The organism is Pseudomonas sp. TE3-3-F2023 (assembly GCF_036784815.1).
GTDB lineage: Bacteria > Pseudomonadota > Gammaproteobacteria > Pseudomonadales > Pseudomonadaceae > Aquipseudomonas > Aquipseudomonas pudica.
In genome coordinates this window covers 2189527-2208284 of record NZ_CP145113.1, presented here as the reverse complement: position 1 = coordinate 2208284, position 18758 = coordinate 2189527, and the positions used below count along the sequence as shown (strand labels likewise).

Annotated in this window: 13 protein-coding genes and 4 tRNA genes; 9 read left to right on the top strand and 8 right to left on the bottom strand. The window is 64.8% G+C overall.

The window, feature by feature from the left end:
* The first annotated feature begins 9 nt into the window (after positions 1–9).
* The 5 genes from V3314_RS10060 (at position 10) to V3314_RS10040 (ending at position 5836) form a co-directional block, all read left to right on the top strand.
* On the top strand, positions 10–981 hold the full coding sequence (locus V3314_RS10060) for a fatty acid desaturase (RefSeq protein ID WP_135001709.1): 972 nt from the start codon (positions 10–12) through the stop codon (positions 979–981).
* Between the two features lie 38 nt (positions 982–1019).
* The gene (locus tag V3314_RS10055) at positions 1020–1814 is read left to right on the top strand and encodes a DUF3050 domain-containing protein (RefSeq protein ID WP_046616742.1); all 795 of its coding nucleotides are present in this window, start codon (positions 1020–1022) and stop codon (positions 1812–1814) included.
* A 73-nt stretch (positions 1815–1887) separates the two neighbouring features.
* Positions 1888–2952 carry an HlyD family secretion protein gene (locus tag V3314_RS10050; protein WP_046616743.1) on the top strand — a complete coding sequence of 355 codons (1065 nt, stop codon included), beginning with the start codon at positions 1888–1890 and terminating at the stop codon, positions 2950–2952.
* A complete protein-coding gene (locus tag V3314_RS10045; RefSeq protein ID WP_108481218.1) occupies positions 2949–4520 on the top strand; it encodes a DHA2 family efflux MFS transporter permease subunit in 1572 nt (523 codons plus the stop codon). Before V3314_RS10050 ends, V3314_RS10045 begins: the two co-directional genes overlap by 4 nt.
* Entirely contained in the window at positions 4490–5836 is a 1347-nt protein-coding gene (locus V3314_RS10040) for a TolC family outer membrane protein (RefSeq protein ID WP_338460181.1), read from the top strand. Before V3314_RS10045 ends, V3314_RS10040 begins: the two co-directional genes overlap by 31 nt.
* Here the strand turns inward: V3314_RS10040 and pcaQ are convergent.
* The 4 genes from pcaQ to V3314_RS10020 form a co-directional block, all read right to left on the bottom strand.
* Positions 5827–6759 (bottom strand): pca operon transcription factor PcaQ, encoded by a 933-nt coding sequence (gene pcaQ, locus V3314_RS10035; protein ID WP_108481216.1) that lies wholly within the window; start codon positions 6757–6759, stop codon positions 5827–5829. The genes V3314_RS10040 and pcaQ overlap by 10 nt on opposite strands.
* An 83-nt stretch (positions 6760–6842) precedes the next feature.
* On the bottom strand, positions 6843–7205 hold the full coding sequence (gene nirD / locus V3314_RS10030; protein WP_085601806.1) for a nitrite reductase small subunit NirD: 363 nt from the start codon (positions 7203–7205) through the stop codon (positions 6843–6845).
* Complete coding sequence (gene nirB / locus V3314_RS10025; protein ID WP_108481215.1) at positions 7205–9757, bottom strand: nitrite reductase large subunit NirB; 2553 nt, start codon at positions 9755–9757, stop codon at positions 7205–7207. The genes nirD and nirB overlap by 1 nt, the downstream gene beginning before the upstream one ends.
* A 305-nt stretch (positions 9758–10062) precedes the next feature.
* Complete coding sequence (locus V3314_RS10020) at positions 10063–14088, bottom strand: bifunctional nitrate reductase/sulfite reductase flavoprotein subunit alpha (protein WP_338460180.1); 4026 nt, start codon at positions 14086–14088, stop codon at positions 10063–10065.
* Between the two features lie 264 nt (positions 14089–14352).
* On the opposite strand from V3314_RS10020, the gene map reads away from it, so the two are divergent.
* Positions 14353–15201 (top strand): type I methionyl aminopeptidase, encoded by an 849-nt coding sequence (gene map, locus V3314_RS10015; RefSeq protein ID WP_135001706.1) that lies wholly within the window; start codon positions 14353–14355, stop codon positions 15199–15201.
* A gap of 214 nt (positions 15202–15415) precedes the next feature.
* Here map and V3314_RS10010 read toward each other — a convergent pair.
* The 4 genes from V3314_RS10010 to V3314_RS09995 all read right to left on the bottom strand — a co-directional run bounded on the left by V3314_RS10010 (position 15416) and on the right by V3314_RS09995 (position 15917).
* Positions 15416–15492: transfer RNA gene (locus tag V3314_RS10010), tRNA-Asp, on the bottom strand.
* Positions 15493–15505: 13 nt separating this feature from the next.
* Positions 15506–15581 (bottom strand) — tRNA-Val (locus V3314_RS10005).
* A 170-nt stretch (positions 15582–15751) separates the two neighbouring features.
* A tRNA-Asp gene (locus V3314_RS10000) sits at positions 15752–15828 on the bottom strand.
* 13 nt (positions 15829–15841) lie between these two features.
* Positions 15842–15917: transfer RNA gene (locus tag V3314_RS09995), tRNA-Val, on the bottom strand.
* 217 nt (positions 15918–16134) lie between these two features.
* Here V3314_RS09995 and rdgC point away from each other — a divergent pair.
* The 3 genes from rdgC to sugE all read left to right on the top strand — a co-directional run bounded on the left by rdgC (position 16135) and on the right by sugE (position 18756).
* On the top strand, positions 16135–17055 hold the full coding sequence (gene rdgC / locus V3314_RS09990) for a recombination-associated protein RdgC (RefSeq protein ID WP_013971401.1): 921 nt from the start codon (positions 16135–16137) through the stop codon (positions 17053–17055).
* A 188-nt stretch (positions 17056–17243) separates the two neighbouring features.
* Positions 17244–18209 (top strand): bile acid:sodium symporter family protein, encoded by a 966-nt coding sequence (locus V3314_RS09985; RefSeq protein WP_108481211.1) that lies wholly within the window; start codon positions 17244–17246, stop codon positions 18207–18209.
* Between the two features lie 229 nt (positions 18210–18438).
* Positions 18439–18756, top strand: a complete 318-nt coding sequence (sugE, locus tag V3314_RS09980; protein WP_046617171.1) for a quaternary ammonium compound efflux SMR transporter SugE — start codon at positions 18439–18441, stop codon at positions 18754–18756.
* The last annotated feature ends 2 nt before the right edge of the window (positions 18757–18758 follow it).

The window sequence follows — 18758 nt, the reverse complement described above, 5'->3', positions numbered from 1 at the left end:
GCCAGGCCGATGACGCAACTGGCACTGGACAAGCCCCTGCTGCGCCCTGAGCGAAGCCTGCTGACGCCGTCAGCGCTGGAAACCACCCTGGTGATCGGCTACGCGTTGCTGCTGTTCGCCGCACCGCTGGCACTGCTTGTGGCCATCGTCGACCGCGCCCCCCAGGCATGGCCGCTGGCTTTGCCATTGCTGCTGCTGGCGGGCTACGGCCTGTTTCTGCAGGGCATCCTGGGCCACGAGGGTTTCCACTTCAACCTCAGCGACAACCGCCTGTACAGCTGCATGCTGGCGGTGGCGCTGAGCTCGATGCTCACGGGCTTCTGCGTCACCGGCTACTTCGTCGACCACTGGCAGCACCATCGCTACAACGGTAGCCCCCAGGACCCGGACTGGCGCCTGTTGCGGCGCTATCGCCTGGCCGCCACCCGGTTGCTGGTGTCACGCCTGCATGCCACCGCCTGGTATCTGCTGCAAACCGTGCGCCTGGCCCTGCCCGGCGCCCAGGTCAGCGGCACATTGCCACTGCCCGACCGGCAGATCCGTTTGCTGGCCAGAGCCAACCTGGCCTGCCAGCTGCTGTGGCCGGCACTGTGGCTGCTGCTGGCGGCAAAGTGGCCACCGCTGCTGCCTGCCGTGGCGGGCTGCCTGCTGCTGGCCTTGTTGATTTCTGCCCTGAACGCCTACCAGGAGCATGCCTTCGAAACCGATGTAGCGCTGCCGGTGGCCCGCTCGCGTACCGCAGCACTGAGCACCCTGCTGCACCTGGGCTCCAACTACCACCTGGAGCACCACCTGTATCCGCGCGTGCCGTGCTGGCGCCTGCCTCGCCTGCACCGCCAACTGCTCGCCAGCGGTTGGTACGAAGGCCGACAGGCGCTGATCGAACCGCGTTTCTTCGGAGCCTTGCGCTACTGCAAGGCACGTTTCCCCTATGCCGGCGCCTGGCAGACGATGCCACCGCCAGGTAGCCCCGGGCTGTGATGTACGCCTGGCGAGCCCCAAAACTCAAGGAGCCGAGTATGTCTTTTGACGTCGATGAACTGATTGAAAACGAACGCCGCACCCTGCTGGCACACCCACTGTTCGCCCGCATCAGCACTCTGGATGATGTACGCCTGCTGATGGAGAACCACGTCTTTGCCGTGTGGGACTTCATGACGCTGCTCAAGCGCATCCAGCGCGACCTGACCTGCGTCTCCCTGCCCTGGCTGCCACCCAGGCATATCCTTGCCGCGCGGCTGATCAACGAGATCGTCACCGGCGAGGAAACCGACGAACACCCCGACGGCGGCTTCATCAGCCATCTGGAGCTGTACCTTGGCGCAATGGACGAGATCGGCGCCGATACCGGCCCGTTCCGCCAGTTCCAGGCACTGCTGCAAGCAGGCGTGCCCCTTGCCCAGGCGTTGACCAATGTCGACATTCCGCTGCCGGCCAAGGTGTTCGTCAGCAAGACCCTGGAAGTTGCCCTGCACGGCTCGACCGAGCAGGTGCTGGCGTATTTCTTCTTCGGCCGCGAAGACATCATCCCGGACATGTTCGGCGGCCTGCTGCAACGCTGGGCCATCGATGAAGCCAGCGTGCCGATGCTGACCTACTACCTCAAGCGCCACATCGAAATGGACGGCGACGATCACGGCCCGGCAGCCAAACGCATCATCGCCGAGATCGTCAGCGAACCGGCGCAACAGCAGACCCTGGCGAAAAGCGCCGCCGACGCGCTGGTAGCCCGCACCGTGCTGTGGGATGGCGTGCTGGAGCAACTGCATCAGCGCGCGGCAGCACAGGCCACGTGCGCGCCAGCAACCAGCTGAGCATCATCCCTTGCCTGCGCCCGACGCAGGCAAGGGGTTCTGGCCCCCAACGACATGGACGAGAGCGTGTGACATGGTGAAAGGCAAGTACGCCAAGTTGGCAGTATCGGTGCTGGTCATCGCAGGCCTGGCAGCACTCGGGCTGCAGCGCTGGCAATACGCACGGCAGTACGTCAGCACCGACAATGCCGAAGTGGAAGGCGTGATCATCCCTATCAGGGCGCGGCTGAGCGGCGTGGTGGTGGACGTGCCTGTGCACGAAAACACGCGCGTGAACAAAGGGGACCTGCTGTTCCAGGTGCGCGATGACGAATATCAGCAGCGGGTTGAACAGGCGCGGGCCAATTACCTGAGCGCGCTGGTGGCCACCGGGCAAGGCGGCATGCCCGGCCTGGTGGACAGCCAGGTCCGCAGTGCAGCTGCGCGCAGTCAGGCAGCACAGGCCACCATCGGTCAGTTGGCGGCCAATGTCGAACAGGCCCGCAGCGACTATCAACGCACCCGGCGCCTGGCCGACCAGGGCGTTGTAAGTACCCAGGACCTGGAAGCCGCCCGCGCACGCTTCAGCGCCCTGAGCCACCAGCTGCAGGCGGCCCGCGACAACTCCACCGCAGCCCGCGAAGGTACCCTGGCCAACCAGGCCGCGCTGAAAGTTGAAGAGTACCGGATCAAGGCCGCTGAGTCGGCCCTGGCACTGGCCCGCATCGAACTGCAGGACACCCGGCAGGCATCCCCGCAGGGTGGGGTGATCGTGCACAAGGATGTGCAGCCCGGGCAATTCGTGGTGGCCGGTCAAAAACTCTTGAGCCTGGTCAGTACAGAACACATGTGGGTAGTGGCCAACTTCAAGGAAACCCAGATCGGCAGGGTTCGTGTCGGCCAACCTGCACGCATCAGCGTCGATGCCTTTCCGGGGCAGCAGCTGGAGGGCGTGGTACATAGCCTGGTGCCGGCCACTGGCGCGCGTTTCTCGCTGCTGCCACAGGAGAACGCCAGCGGCAACTTCACCAAGGTGGTGCAACGCATCCAGGCGCGCATCGAGTTCCGCCAGCTGCCCAAAGACATGCAACAGGCGCTCAGCCAGGGCATGAGCGTGTTCGTCGAGGTCGATACCCGCGACAGCGGGCAGCCGCTATGAAGTCGCCGTGGCTGGTGGCCGTGACAGTCACCCTGATCTCGATGATGGAGCTGCTCGACGTCACCATCGTCAACGTCGCCATCCCCAGCCTGATGGGCGGTTTCGGGGCGTCGGTGGACGAAATTTCGTGGGTTTCGACCGGCTACATCGTCGCCAACGTGGTGATCCTGCCGGCCAGCGGCTGGCTGTCTGCCTGGTTTGGCCGGCGCCGCTACTACCTGGTGTCATCGGCGCTGTTCGTGCTGGCCTCGCTCGGTTGCGCGCTGTCGCAGGAGCTGTGGCAGATGGTGCTGTGGCGAGTGGTGCAGGGCCTGGCCGGGGGCGGCTTGCTGGGCATCTCGCAGGCGATCATCTACGACGTGTTCCCCAAGGAAAAGGTCAGCGCCGGCCTGGCCTTGTACGGCGTCGGGGTGATGATGGGGCCAACCCTCGGCCCCTCGGTCGGCGGCTACCTGATCGACGAGTTCTCTTGGCACTGGATCTTCCTGATCAACCTGCCGATCGGCGCGCTGGCCCTGCTGCTGGCATGGCTGTGCGTAGGCGATTCACCCAACGAGCGACGCCCGCAAAGCATCGACTATCCGGGCTTCGTGCTGCTCGCAATCGGCGTCGGCAGCTTGCAGATCCTGCTGGAGCGTGGCGAACACTGGGACTGGCTTGAGTCAGACCTCAGCCTGCTGTGCCTGGCACTGGCGCTGCTCGGCCTGATCGGGTTCTGCTACTGGGAGCGGCGGGTGGCCAACCCGATCGTCAACCTCGCGCTGTTCAGCAACCGCGAGTTTCTTCTGGGATCGATCTGCGCCTTCTGCGTCGGTTTCGGCCTGTACAGCACGCTGTTCATGGTGCCTCTGCTGCTGCAGACGCTGCTCGAGCAAAGCGCCTACCAAAGTGGCCTTGTGATCTTCCCCGGTGCCCTGGCCAGTGCGGTCAGTACCCTGGTGATCGGCAAGCTGTCGCAGGAAAACCGCATCGATGAGCGCTACTTCATCTGCGTGGGCATCCTGGTCTACGGCTACGCCATGTACCTGCATACCCAGTTCACCCTGCAAAGCAACCCCGACACCCTGTACTGGCCATTGATCATCCGTGGCTTCGGGCTGGGCATGATCTTCGTGCCACTGACCAACCTGGCCATGCGCCAACTGCCGGCGCAGCTGATCTCGGTGGGCTCCGGCGTGCTCAACCTGATGCGCCAGTTGGGCGGCAGCGTGGGCATCGCCATCGCCGCCACCCTGCTCACGCGTTTCTCCTGGGCACGCTACCGGCAACTATCCGAGCACGTCGACGAAAACAGCCTGCTTGCCAGCGGCTGGGACCTGGCCAACCTCGACCCGCGACGGCTCTCCACCGACCTGCTCGGTGCAGACCAGGCCAACGCCGTACTGGCCTTCATGCAGGCCCGGGAGCAGGCACAGATGCTCGGTTTCAGCATGCTCTTCGGCCTGCTCGGTGCGGTGATGCTGATCGGCGTGCCCATGGTGCTGCTGATGCGCAACTCCCGCCTACCCAAGCCCTCACTTGCAAAGGAGTCCGTGACGTGTTCGGACAAAGCACACGAACCTGCCTAGCCGTGCTGGCGCTGGCACTGGCTTGCGCCAGCACGGTCCAGGCCAGCGACCTGTACCAGACCTACCAGCAAGCCCTGGGGCATGACATGGCCTACGCTGCGGCGCAGCAACGTCAACAGGCAGCGGCGCAGAAGGCACCACAGGCGCTGGCTAAATTGCTGCCGCACCTGTCCCTGGAAAGCGGCGCAGCCTGGGTCGACCGCGAACACAGCGGCCCTGCACACCGCAACCGCGACAACTCCAATGCCTACGCGCTGGTATTGATACAGCCCCTGCTGCGCTGGCAGAACGTCGTCGGCCATGAACAGGGCAAGGCCTTGGCCACCGCCGGTGAAATCGACCTGCTCGCTGCGCGCCAGGACCTGATGCTGCGCGTGGCCGACGCCTACTTCGAACTGTTGCTGGCCGAAGACCAGTTGGCTACCAGCCGCCAGCAGGTGCACACCCTCGGCCAGCAACTGGACAAGGCACAGCGCTTGCGCCGCGAAGGCTCGGGTACCGAGAACGAGGTGCAGCGCATCCAGGCCCGTTACGACCTCGCGCAGGCCGAGCAGATTGCCGCCGACAATGCCCTGCGCCTCAACCAGCAGGCGCTGGCCAGGCTGACTGGCAGTATGCCGGGCGAGCTGGCCAGGCCTGATGACCTGGTCTCCTTCAGTGGCCCGCAACCGGCCCGGCTGGATGCCTGGACCGACCAGGCCCGCCAGCACAATCTGAAGGTGCAGGCAGCCGAAGTACGCCAACTGATCGCCGAACAGGAAGTGGACAAACAACGGGCCGGCCATCTGCCAACCCTCGACCTGGTGGCCGCGCACGGCCGCTTTGCCTCCGTGGGAGGCAGCCTGTACGACGTGACCGTACCCGAGGAGAAGTACACCCAGACCGTGGTCGGTGTGCAGCTCAGCGTTCCCCTGTACGCCGGTGGCGGCACCCAAAGCCGCACGCGCGAGGCACGTGCCCTGCAGGGCGCCGCCGAGAGCGAGCTGGAAGATGCGCGACGCGAGGCAGATTTCATGGCCCGTCAGGCCTACCTCAACCTCACCGGTGGCATCAGCCAGTACCAGGCCCTGCAACAGGCCTTGCGTTCCAGCCAGAGCGATCTGCGCATTACCACGCACGCCTACGAGGCCGGCGCACGGATAAGCAACGATGTGCTGGATGCCGAGCAGCAGTTGACTCGCACGCGCCTGCAACTGGCCCGACAGCGCTATGCCATCCTGCAGGCACAGTTACGCCTGATGGCGGCCAGCGGCAGCCTGAGCGACGACAGCCTCAAGGCCCTCAGTGCCCTGTTGACGGAGCGGGTTCAAGGGTAGGCACCCTCTCGGTACTGCCCTGCCACCTCGCGCAGTACCTCGCATACCCACTGCCCAGGCAGGCTCTGTGGCAAGGCGGCATTGCGGCAGATACCGACCGAGCCGCCGGGCTCGCGCACGCCCAGGTCGAGTTCGACCAACTCGCCACGGCGAAGGTCCAGCAGCACGGCATCGCGTGGTGCCACCCACAGCGCATCACTGCCCAGCAGGTAGCGTCGGCTCAGGGCCAGTGACAGGGTTTCCAGGCGCTGGGCCGGCATCTGGATGCCACATTGCACGAACAGGCTGTCGGCATGCTGGCGGATGGTGGTGCCAGCAGGCGGCAATACCAACGGGTAACGGCCCACCTGCGCCCGCTCCACCGGCGTGCCGGCCAGCAGCGGGTGGCCGGGCCGTACCACCAGGCTCATCGACTCGCTGTACAGGTGCTCGAACGACAGCCCCTGGATCTGTGGGCTGTCGGTCATGCGCCCGACCACCAGCTCCAGTTCGCCCAGGCGCAACTGCCCGAGCAGTTGCGCGCTGACCCCGGTGACCACGCTGATCACCAGCGCCTCATGCCGCTGGTGCAGGCGACACAGCACTTCGGGCATGAGCAGGCCTTCGACCGTGGACAGCACCCCGATGCGTACCTGCGATGGCACCCGCGCCTCGCCACGCAGGCTGCTTACGCCATCGCGCAGGGCCTGCACGCTGGGCCCGGCATAGCGCATGAAACGCGTGCCGGCCGGGGTCAGCTCGACGCCCTGGCGGCTGCGCGCGAACAGGCGCGTTTCCAGCAGGTCTTCGAGTTCCTTGAGGGTCTTGGAGATGGCCGGCTGACTGATTGCCAGGATGTCGGCAGCCCTGGCCAGGCTGCCCTGCCGGGCAATCTCCAGGAAGCACAGTAGGTGGCGGTACTTGATGCGGGTGTCGAGGTTCATGGGCTCAAGCTTACCGCATGCAGATGACCTGTACGGCCCTTTCGCGGGTAAACCCGCGAAAGGGCCGTACAGGCTGATGAGCATCAAGCCACAGCCAACTCCACCGCCTCCCCATTCAACCGCACCGGCCACACCCGCAGGCGCTGCCCGCTATCCTCCAGGCACTCCCCGCTCTCCAGGCTGAAGTGCTGCTTGTACAATGGTGCCGCCACCACCAACTCCCCCTGCAAGCTACCGACCAGCCCGCGGCCGATGATGTTGGCGCCGGACCGCGGGTCGCGGTTGTCCACCGCGTACAGCGGCTGCGCCTGCCCCGGCAGGTAGAACAACGCCACCTGGGCCCCGTCGAGCCAAACCACCACCCCGGAATCGGCCACCAGGTCATCCGCCTGGCACACCGCCTGCCAGTTCTCGTGGGTCTTTACAGCAGCATTGGACAGCTTCATCAGACAGCCTCCTCGACGGTTGGGATCAGGTGCAGCGGCGCAGCAGGCCGGCGCTGTTCGCGTTCGCGCACGAAATGCACGTCCGGGTCGGCGCGGCGGTCGTTGACGAACGTACGGAAGCGCTTGAGCTTCTCGGGGTCGTTGAGGGCGTTGGCCCACTCGCATTCATACTGGTCGACCACATGCTGCATCTGCGCTTCCAGCTCGCTGGCCAAGCCCAGGCTGTCGTCGATGATCACCTGCTTCAGGTAGTCCAGCCCACCTTCCAGATTCTCGCGCCACACCGAGGTGCGCTGCAGTTTGTCGGCGGTGCGGATATAGAACATCAGCACGCGGTCGATCAGGCGCACCAGGGTCTCGTCGTCGAGGTCGGTGGCGAACAGCTCGGCGTGCCGCGGGCGCATGCCGCCATTGCCGCACACGTACAGGTTCCAGCCCTTGTCGGTGGCGATCACGCCGATGTCCTTGCTCTGTGCCTCGGCGCATTCGCGAGTGCAACCGGACACCGCGAACTTGAGCTTGTGCGGGCTGCGCAGGCCTTTGTAGCGGTCTTCCAGGCGCAGGGCCATGTCGACGCTGTCCTGCACGCCGTAACGGCACCAGGTGCTGCCAACGCACGATTTCACCGTGCGGGTCGACTTGCCGTAGGCATGGCCGGTTTCGAAGCCGGCCTCGATCAGCTCGCCCCAGATCAGCGGCAGCTCGTGCAACTGGGCGCCGAACAAGTCGATGCGCTGGCCGCCGGTGATCTTGGTGTACAGGTCGTACTTTTTCGCCACCTGGCCGATCACGATGAGCTTGTCGGGGGTGATTTCACCACCGGGGATGCGCGGCACCACCGAGTAGGTGCCGTTCTTCTGCATGTTGGCCATGAAGGTGTCGTTGGTGTCCTGCAGCGGCACCAGCGCCGGGTCCATGATCGGCTGGTTCCAGCACGAGGCGAGGATACTGCCCACCGCCGGCTTGCAGATGTCGCAGCCAACGTGGCCCTTGCCGTGGCGTTCGAGCAGTTCGTTGAAGGTGCGGATACCCTCCACCCGTACCAGACCGTACAGTTCCTGGCGAGTGTAGGCGAAGTGCTCGCACAGGCTCTTGTCCACCGCCACGCCGCGGGCGGTCAGCTCATGCTCGAACACCTGCTTGAGCAGTGCCGCGCAACCACCACAACCGGTAGCTGCTTTCGTGCAGCCCTTGACTGCGGCAAGGTCGCCGCAGCCGCTGTCGATGGCGGCGCACACCGCGCCCTTGCTGACGTTGTGGCACGAGCAGATGGTCGCACTGTCGGGCAGCGCATCGGCGCCCAGGGCCGGTGCACCACCGCCTTGCGGCAGGATCAGTGCCGCGGGGTCGGCTGGCAGGGCGATACCGTTCTGGGCGTATTGCAGCAGGGTGTCGTAGTAGCTGTTGTCGCCGACCAGCACCGCACCGAGCACGTGCTTGCCGCTGGCATCCACCACCAGCCGGCGGTAGGCGCTGTTGGCTTCGTCGATGAAGCGGTAGCTGCGTGCGCCAGGGGTAGCGCCATGGGCATCGCCGATGGAGCCGACATCCACGCCCAGCAACTTGAGCTTGGTAGACATGTCGGCACCGGTGAATTCGCCAGTGCTTTCCCCCATCAGCAATGCCGCCAGGTTGCGCGCCATGCTGTAGCCCGGGGCGACCAGACCGAACACGCTGCCGTTCCACGAGGCGCACTCGCCGATGGCAAAGATGCGTGGGTCGCTGCTGCGGCAATGGTTGTCGATCACCACGCCACCACGCGCGGCGATGTCCAGGCCACAGGCACGGCCCAGGGCATCCTGCGGGCGGATACCCGCGGAGAACACGATCAGGTCGGTTTCCAGGTGCTCGCCGCCATCGAAGTTCATGCGGTAGCGGTAGTCTTCACCCGCACTGATCGACTGGGTGGCACGCGACAGATGCACGCCAACACCCAGCGCTTCGATCTGTGCCTTGAGCGCGGCACCGCCCTCGCCGTCCAGCTGCACCGGCATCAACCGTGGGGCGAACTCCACCACGTGGGCTTCCAGGCCCAGCGACTTGAGGGCGTTGGCTGCTTCCAGGCCAAGCAGGCCACCACCCACTACCACGCCACGGCGGGCACTGGCTGCGGCAGCGCGGATGGCGTCGAGGTCGTCGAGGGTGCGGTAGACAAGGCGGGCATTGCCGCTGGAACCTTCGATCGGCGGCACGAAGGGGTAGGAACCTGTGGCCAGCACCAGTTGGTCGTAGCCGTAGCGGCCCTCGGCGGTGACCACTTCGCCGCACTCACGGTCGATTTCCAGCACCGCTTCGCCGAGGTGCAGGTGCACCCCGTTGCTGCCGTAAAAGTCCTGCCCGCACAGGGCCAGGGTTTCGGCACAGCTGCCGCCGAAATACTCGGACAGGTGCACGCGGTCATAGGCGCGTTGGCGCTCTTCGCCGAACACATGCACTTCGAAGCGCTGCAGGGCGCCGCGGCTGACCAGTTGTTCGACACAATGGTGGCCGACCATGCCGTTGCCGACGATGACCAGTCGCTCTCGTTGCCCGCTGCTCGCTGTTGCCTTCATAAGCCGATCCTCGATCAAAAAAAAAAGCGCCTGGAGCCGAAGCTCCAGGCGCCTTTGCCTGTATTCATCACGGAAGGGGCCCGGGTTGATCGCCGTTGATCAGTGGGCTTTGTTGTAACTGGGATAAAGCAGGGAGTGTGCCAACTGGGTTGCCTGTGCCGGCCTCCTCGCGGGTGAACCCGCTCCCACAGGGGATCTCAACATCTTTCAGACCTGTGCAGTGCCTGTGGGAGCGGGTTCACCCGCGAAGAGGCCGGCACAGGTCATGCACATTCACAGTGCACAACACCCCATCCCGGTGCACATCAATACACATCCCGCCGATACCGCTTGGCCCTGCCCAGCGCTTCGACATAAGCCGCAGCAGCCCCTGCATCCATGCCGCCATGCTCGGCGACGATCGCCCGCAACGCCGCATCCACATCCTTGGCCATGCGCTGCGCATCGCCACACACGTAGAAGTACGCCCCCGCCTCCAGCCACTGCCACAACTGCGCGCCCTGTTCGAGCATGCGCTGCTGCACATAGACCTTCTCGGCCTGGTCGCGTGAAAACGCCGTGTCCAGACGCAGGTGCCCTGCAGCCTGCCAGGCCTGCAGCTGCTCCTGGTAATAGAAATCGGTGGCCGCGTACTGCTCGCCGAAGAACAGCCAGTTGGCCCCTTTCGCCCCACGTGCCTCTCGCTCTTCGAGAAAGGCCCTGAACGGCGCAATGCCGGTGCCGGGGCCAACCATGATCACCGGCACGCTGTCATCCTCGGGCAGGCGAAAGTGCTTCGACACTTGCGGGAAAATGGCCACTTTCAGCGCCTGCGCACGGTCGGCAAGGAAGCTTGAACACACCCCTTTTCGCGCTCCATAGCGCACCGTGGAAACGGTCAGGTGCACCTGCTGCGGGTGTGCCAGCGGGCTGGAGCTGATCGAATACAGGCGCGGCTGCAACGGTTTGAGCAGCTCCAGCCAGCTGGCCAGCGGCAGCTTTTGGGGGAAGGCGCGCAGCACATCGACCAGTTGCCGCCCCCACAACCAGTCCTGCAGCTCGGCCTTGCACTCGGGCTGCAGCAGGCGCTGCAGGTCCGGGGCATTGCCGGCGAAGGCCAGCAGCTGCTGCGTGGTGACCCTGGCAATCTCCAGGTGCGCTTGCAGGGCTTCGGTCAGCGGCATGGCGGGTTGGCCTTTCAGCTGAACCATGGTCTGGCCATCGAGCTGCATCAACACCAGCAGTTCGTCGACCAGGGCCGGACAGTTGCGCGGCCACACGCCCAAGGCATCACCGGCGGCATAGGTAAAACCGCTGCCGCTCAGGTCGAACACCAGTTGACGGGTTTCCTTGCTGGCACCCGGGCCGTTGAGCAGGCGGTTTTCCAGCAAGGTGGCAGCCCAGGGTTGCTGCTTGCCATAGGTCGCCACGGGCGCAGGCTCGGTGACCGCTTGCAGTGCAGCAGCGCTGCCTAGCGTAGGCAGCAGCGCATCCAGCCAGGCGGCGAAGGCGTCGTCGAAGTCCGGCTCGCAGTCCACCCGCTGCAGCAGGCGCCGCCCGCCCAGCTCGGCCAGGCGTTGGTCGAGCTTGCGGCCAAAGCCGCAGAACTGGTCGTAACTGGAGTCGCCCAGGGCCAGCACGGCAAAAGGCAGTTCGGCGCAGTGGGCGCCCTCCTCGCCCTGCAAGGCTTGCCAGAACGCCGCTGCGCTGTCGGGCGCGTCGCCATCGCCAAAGGTGCTGGCGATCAGCACCACGCTGGCGGCGCCCTGCAGTTGGCGCGGGCTGACCGCTTCCATGCAACTGAGCTGCACGTCGAGGCCGGCACCGCGCAGGCGCTCGGCACAGCGTTCGGCCAACAGCTCGCCGTTGCCGGTTTGCGAAGCCCACAGCACCTGGTGCCGTGGTGCTATCAACGCTGCATCGGGCAGCACCGCCGGCTGGGCGAACAGCCCGGCCAGCAAGCCATCGATGAACAGCCGGCGGTTGGCGGCCAGCGGCGCACTGGCCGGCAGGCAGGGCACGCCCTCGGCGCGCGCCTGGTCCAGGCCTAGCAGGAAGCCTTGCAGATAATGGCGCTCTTCCTCGGCCAGCACCGGGGCTGGCAGGGTGTCCAGGCCAAGCAGACGGGACAGGGTGGCGGTCGGCATGCGGGCAGGCTCCGGATTGGCAGTGTTCAGATCAAGGGCTTCGATGCGCTCACCGGCAACCCGCTCCAGGGTCACGGCACAATGCTTGAACGCCGGCTGCAACGACAGCGGGTCGACCGCATCGCAGGTCACGGCGTTGATCGCCAGTTGCTCGCCGACCAGGTCGTTCCAGTGGAACGGGGCAAAGCAGTTGCCAGGCATGACCCGGTCGCTGATCCGCGCGGGTAGCACGGCCTGCCCGCGGCGCGAGCGAATGGCCACCTGGTCCTTTTCGGCGATGCCTAGCCGGGCAGCATCTTCGCGGTGGATTTCCACGAAGGGGCCGGGCTCCAGCTTGTTCAGCGCCGGTACCTTGCCGGTCTTGGTCAGGGTGTGCCACTGGTGCTGCACGCGGCCTGTATTCAGCACCATGGGGTAATCGGCATCCGGCAGTTCCGCTGCTGGCAACCAGGGCCGGGCCAAGAAGCGGGCCTTGCCGCTGGCGGTCGGGAAGGCCAACACCGGGCACTCGCCCTGGGCATGGTGCAACAGCGTCTGGCTGCTGCCGTCGTTGCGATAGCGCAGCGGGCTGCGCGGGTTGTCACGGCCCGGGGCGCAGGGCCACTGGCGCGGCTGCTCGCGCAGTTCGGCATAGCCGATGCCACGTAGGTCGTAGCCGGTGGTTGGGTTGTGAAAGCGGCGAATCTCCTCGTACACAGCTTCCGCATCGGGGTAGTCGAAGGCGTCGGCGTAGCCCATGGCACAGGCGACCCGGGCGATGATCTGCCAGTCTGGCAGGCTCTGCCCGGGCGGCTCGACGGCGCGCGGCATGAGAGTGAGGTTGCGCTCGCTGTTGATCATCACGCCCTCGCCTTCGGCCCACAGCGCAGCCGGTAGCAGGATGTCGGCGTAGCGGTTGGTCTCGGTGTCGAGGAAGGCATCCTGGGTAATCACCAGTTCGGCCTGACGCAGGCCGTCGATCACCTGCTGCCGGTTGGCGACACTGGCCACCGGGTTGCTGCAGATGACCCAGCAGGCCTTTACCGCACCGCTTTTCATCTGCTCGAACAGCGCCACCGTGCCATCGCCGCCTTCGCTGCGCAGGCTGCCCGGAGGCAGTTGCCACTGCTGCTCGACGAAGGCGCGGTCTTGCGCCACCAGCGCCGAGCGCTGGCCAGGCAGGCCAGGGCCCATGTAGCCCATCTCGCGGCCCCCCATGGCATTGGGTTGGCCGGTCAGCGAAAACGGCCCGCTGCCGGGGCGGCAGATGGCGCCAGTGGCCAGGTGCAGGTTGCAGATCGCATTGGTGTGCCAGGTGCCGTGGATGCTCTGGTTCAGGCCCATGGTCCAGCAGCTCATCCAGTTGCTGGCGCTGCCGATCCATTCGGCTGCCCTGATGATGTCGGCCTCGGCCAGCCCGGTTATTGCGGCCACCCGGTCAGGGGTGTAGTCATCGAGAAAGGCCGGCAGTTCGTCCCAGCCTTCGGTGTGGCGGGCGATGAAGTCGGGGTCGGTGTGGCCGTTACGCAGCAGCAGGTGCAGCAGGCCGTTGAGCAAGGCCATGTCGCTGCCGGGGCGCACCTGCAGAAACAGGTCGGCCTTGTCGGCGGTGGCGCTGCGCCGCGGGTCGACGACGATCAGCTTGGCCCCCGCCTTGACCCGGTCGAGCAGGCGCAGGAACAGGATCGGGTGACAGTCGGCCATGTTGGCGCCAATCACCAGAAATACGTCGGCGTGCTCGAAGTCCTGGTAGCTGCCGGGCGGGCCATCGGCACCGAGCGACAGCTTGTAGCCGCTGCCGGCACTGGCCATGCACAGGCGCGAGTTGGACTCGATGTGGCGGGTGCGGATAAAGCCCTTGGCCAGCTTGTTGGCCAGGTACTGGGCCTCCAGCGACATCTGCCCGGACACGTAGAGCGCCACGGCGTCGGGGCCGTGCTGATCGATGATGCCGCGCAAGCGCGCAGCGGCGGCGGCGATGGCCTGGTCGATGCCGGTACGCGCTGGCTGCTGGCTGCGCTGCTGGCGCACATAGGCATCATTCATGCGCCCGGCGGCGGTCAGCGGCAGGTGTGCGGTGAGGCCTTTGGTGCACAGGCGGCCGAAATTGCTGGGGTGCTGCTTGTCGCCGCTGATCTTGCCAACCTTGCCATCGGCAACGCTCATGACAATGCCGCAACCGACGCCGCAGTAGGGGCAGACGCTGCGCACTTCGCTGTTGGCCATGGGCGGGCTCCTGTAGGGAACGAAAAAAGGCGCCGGCTGCCCTGCTTGCTAGGCAAGCGGGGCAACACGGCGCCTTTGTCGTGAAGTTTTGTGGGCTGTCGACGTTGATAGCCCTGGATGGAGGTGAAACAGCAATTTATGGGCCAGCTGTGCGCCCCTTTCGCGGGCATGCCCGCTCCCACAGGGATATCGCAAGGCCTGAGAGCGGTGCTGCACCTATGGGAGCGGGCGTGCCCGCGAAGAGGCCGGTACAGGCTATGCACCATGCAATGGCAACCCCACACCCCATGGCGCTATGCTGGGGCACATTCCAGCACGAGCCACTGCCCTCCCCCCATGTCCCAGGTGATTATCAAGACCCCCGCCCAACTCGACCTGATGCGCCGCGCCGGCCAGCTGCTTGCCCAGGTGTTCGCCGACCTCGACAGCTTCATCCGCCCCGGCGTGACAACCATGCAGATCAACGACCGCGCCGAGGCGTTCATCGTCGGCACGCTCAAGGCTCGCCCGGCGAGCAAGGGCCAGTATGGCTTCCCCTATTCGCTCAACACCTCGGTGGACCATGTGGTGTGCCATGGAATGCCCAAGGTCGGTGAAGTGCTGAAAGAAGGCTCGATCATCAACGTCGACATCACCCTGGAACAAGGCGGCTATATCGCTGACTCGTCGAAGATGTACAGCATCGGGCCGATCAGCGATGAGGCGCAGCGCCTGATCGACACCACCTATGGCGCGCTATGGAAAGGCATCGAACAGGTACGCCCCGGGGCTACGCTGGGTGATATCGGCCATGCCATCCAGACCCATGCCGAAGCGGCGGGCTACAGCGTCGTGCGTGAGTATTGCGGGCATGGCATTGGCCAGCAGATGCATGAAGGGCCCGAGGTGCTGCACATTGGCCAGCGCGGGATGGGCCTGAAGTTGAAGCCGGGGATGGTGTTTACCATCGAACCGATGATCAACCAGGGCGGACGCGGGACGCGCACGCTGAAGGATGGCTGGACGGTGATTACCCGCGACCACAGCTTGTCGGCGCAGTGGGAGCATACCGTGGCGGTGACCGAGGATGGGGTCGAGGTGCTGACCTTACGGGAAGAAGAGCGTCGCCGCTGAAATTGCTACAGATCCTCTGTGGGAGCGGGTTCACCCGCGAACACCGGCAAAGCCGGTGCCATGCACCGTGTCGCATTCTTCGTGGGTAAACCCGCTCCCACAGGGGCCAGGCAGCGCCTGTTGGTTTTTTGCTCAATGCAGAAACAAAAAAAGCGACCCTAAGGTCGCTTTCTCTGTTACTTCCGGGTGTTCAGTAGGCCCTGGAAGTGGAATATGGCGCAGCGGACGGGACTCGAACCCGCGACCCCCGGCGTGACAGGCCGGTATTCTAACCGACTGAACTACCGCTGCGCTAAACATCGAGTGGTGGGTGATGACGGGATCGAACCGCCGACCCTCTGCTTGTAAGGCAGATGCTCTCCCGGCTGAGCTAATCACCCATGTCTCTCGGTGTGGCGCGCATTCTACGGGCGACTTTCCGCTCTGGCAAGCACTTATCAAACTTTTTGCAAATTTCTCGAAAACACCAAATCACAGGCACAAAAAAAGCGACCCTGAGGTCGCTTTCTCTGTTACTTCCGGGTGTTCAGTAGGCCCTGGAAGTGGAATATGGCGCAGCGGACGGGACTCGAACCCGCGACCCCCGGCGTGACAGGCCGGTATTCTAACCGACTGAACTACCGCTGCGCTAAACATCGAGTGGTGGGTGATGACGGGATCGAACCGCCGACCCTCTGCTTGTAAGGCAGATGCTCTCCCGGCTGAGCTAATCACCCTTCGTCTCGGTGTGGCGCGCATTCTACGGACGGCCCCGTCCCCTGGCAAGCACTTTTTAAACTTTTTTCAAAAAAAACCTCAGGTCTTTCAAAGACCTAGCGTTGCCACGTGCATCTTTACATCCAGCCACAGCTACTGGCACTCCGACAGGGTTGGCCTGAGAGCACCGCTCGGAGAATAATGCCCGCCTTATGCATTAAGGAGAGATTGCCCCTCATGTGGTTCAAGAACCTGCTGACCTACCGCCTGACCCAGGAAGTCCCGTTCGAGCCTGAAGCGCTGGAAGCGGCCCTGGCCAGCAAGCCGGCCCGCCCCTGCGCCAGCCAGGAGCTGACCACCTATGGTTTCGTCGCGCCATTCGGCAAGGGCGAAGACGCTCCCCTGGTGCATGTCAGCGGCGAGTACCTGCTGATTGCCGCGCGCAAGGAAGAACGCATCCTGCCCAGCAGCGTGGTCAACGACGCGGTGAAGGAAAAGGTGGAAGAGATCGAGACCGAGCAGATGCGCAAGGTCTATAAAAAGGAACGCGACCAGATCAAGGACGAGATCATCCAGGCCTTCCTGCCGCGCGCGTTCATCCGCCGCTCGATGATCTTCGCCGCCATTGCCCCGCGCCTGGGCGTGATTCTGGTCAACTCGGCCAGCGCCAAGCGTGCCGAAGACCTGTTGTCGACCCTGCGTGAAGTGATGGGCTCGCTGCCGGTGCGCCCGGCCACCGTGAAAATCGCACCGGTTGCCACCATGACCGAGTGGGTCAAGTCGCAGGAAGCTGCCGAAGGCTTCTATGTGCTGGACGAATGCGAACTGCGCGACACCGCCGAAGATGGCGGTATCGTGCGCTGCAAGCGCCAGGACCTGACCGGCGAGGAAATCCAGCTGCACTTGAGCACCGGCAAGGTGGTTACCCAGCTGGCCCTGGCCTGGCAGGACAAGCTGTCGTTCATTCTGGATGACAAGATGGTGATCAAGCGCCTGAAGTTCGAAGAGCTGCTGCAGGAGCAGGCCGAACAGGATGGTGGCGATGAGGCTGCCCAGCAGTTCGATGCCAGCTTCCAGCTCATGATGATGACCTTTGCCGAATTCCTGCCGGTGCTGTTCGAGGCGCTGGGTGGGGAAGAGATTCCGCAAGGGGTCTGACTGGTTTTGAAATGCCGGTGCTGGCCTGGGATATATCCTCAGACAGTACTGGCCTCTTCGCGGGCTTGCCCGCTCCCACAGGTACACCACAGTTTCTGAGTACTGTGGTGTACCTGTGGGAGCGGGCAAGCCCGCGAAGAGGCCAGTGAAATTCTTGAAGCTATGAAAACAGAAAAGGAATTGCCCCCATGCGTGCCCTCGCCGCCCTCAGCCGCTTCGTCGGCAATACCTTCGCCCTGTGGGTGCTGGTGTTCGCCGTACTGGCCTTCCTGCAACCGCAATGGTTCATCGCCTTGAAGGTGGCCATCGTGCCGCTGCTGGGCCTGGTGATGTTCGGCATGGGCCTCACCCTCAAGCTCGATGACTTCGCCGCCCTCGCCCGCCAGCCCTGGCGAGTGATGCTGGGGGTGGTCGCGCACTTCGTGATCATGCCGGGCATGGCCTGGCTGTTGTGCCAGCTGTTCCACCTGCCGCCGGAAATTGCCGTGGGCGTGATTCTGGTTGGCTGCTGCCCGAGCGGGACAGCGTCGAATGTGATGGTCTGGCTGTCCCGCGGCGACCTGGCGCTGGCGGTGGCAATTGCCGCGGTGACCACCCTGCTCGCGCCGCTGCTGACCCCTGCGCTGATCTGGTTCCTGGCCTCGGCCTGGCTACCGGTGTCCTTCATGGACATGTTCTGGTCGATCCTGCAACTGGTGATGCTGCCGATCGTGCTCGGCGTACTGGCCCAGCGGCTGCTTGGCGCGCGGGTGCAGGCGGCGGTGCAGGTGCTGCCGCTGGTGTCGGTGGTGAGTATCGTGATGATCGTGTGCGCGGTGGTGGCGGCCAGCCAGGCGAAAATCGCCGAGTCGGGGCTGCTGATAATGGCGGTGGTGATATTGCACAACAGCTTCGGCTACTTGCTGGGGTACCTGACCGGCAAGCTGTGCAAGCTGCCATTGGCACAGCGCAAATCGCTGGCGCTGGAGGTGGGCATGCAGAATTCCGGGCTGGGCGCGGCACTGGCGGCGGCGCATTTTTCGCCGCTGGCTGCGGTACCGAGTGCGTTGTTCAGCGTTTGGCACAATATTTCCGGGGCGCTGCTGTCGACCTGGTTCCGGCGCATGGGGGAACCTGTGGCAGAAGCTGAAGGTGGGGAGCCGGCCAGGCATTGATGTTGCCTGCACTGGCACTTTCGCGGGCACGCCCGCTCCCACAGAGATCTACACAATCTTCAGACCTGTGCAGTACCTGTGGGAGCGGGCGCGCCCGCGAAAGGACCGGCACAGGCTTGCCCCTAGGGCTGCAGGTGTGCACCATGTATCCACTGTGAGGACGACCTCACGACGCACCGCGTGACCATTCCGGGGACGGCCCCATCATTCACAACGATGGAGATACACAATGTCCTGGGTCATCCTGTTCTTCGCCGGCCTGTTCGAGGTCGGCTGGGCCGTCGGCCTGAAATACACCGATGGCTTCAGCAAGCCACTGCCCACCGTCCTCACCGTCGCCGCCATGGCCATCAGCCTGGGCCTGCTGGGCCTGGCCATGAAAGAGTTGCCGCTGGGTACCGCCTATGCCATCTGGACCGGTGTTGGCGCTGTCGGCACGGTGATCGCCGGCATCATCCTGTTCGGCGAGTCCATGGCCCTGGTACGCCTGGTCAGCGTGGCGCTGATCGTTACCGGCCTGGTCGGCCTGAAAGTCAGCGCCAGCTAACC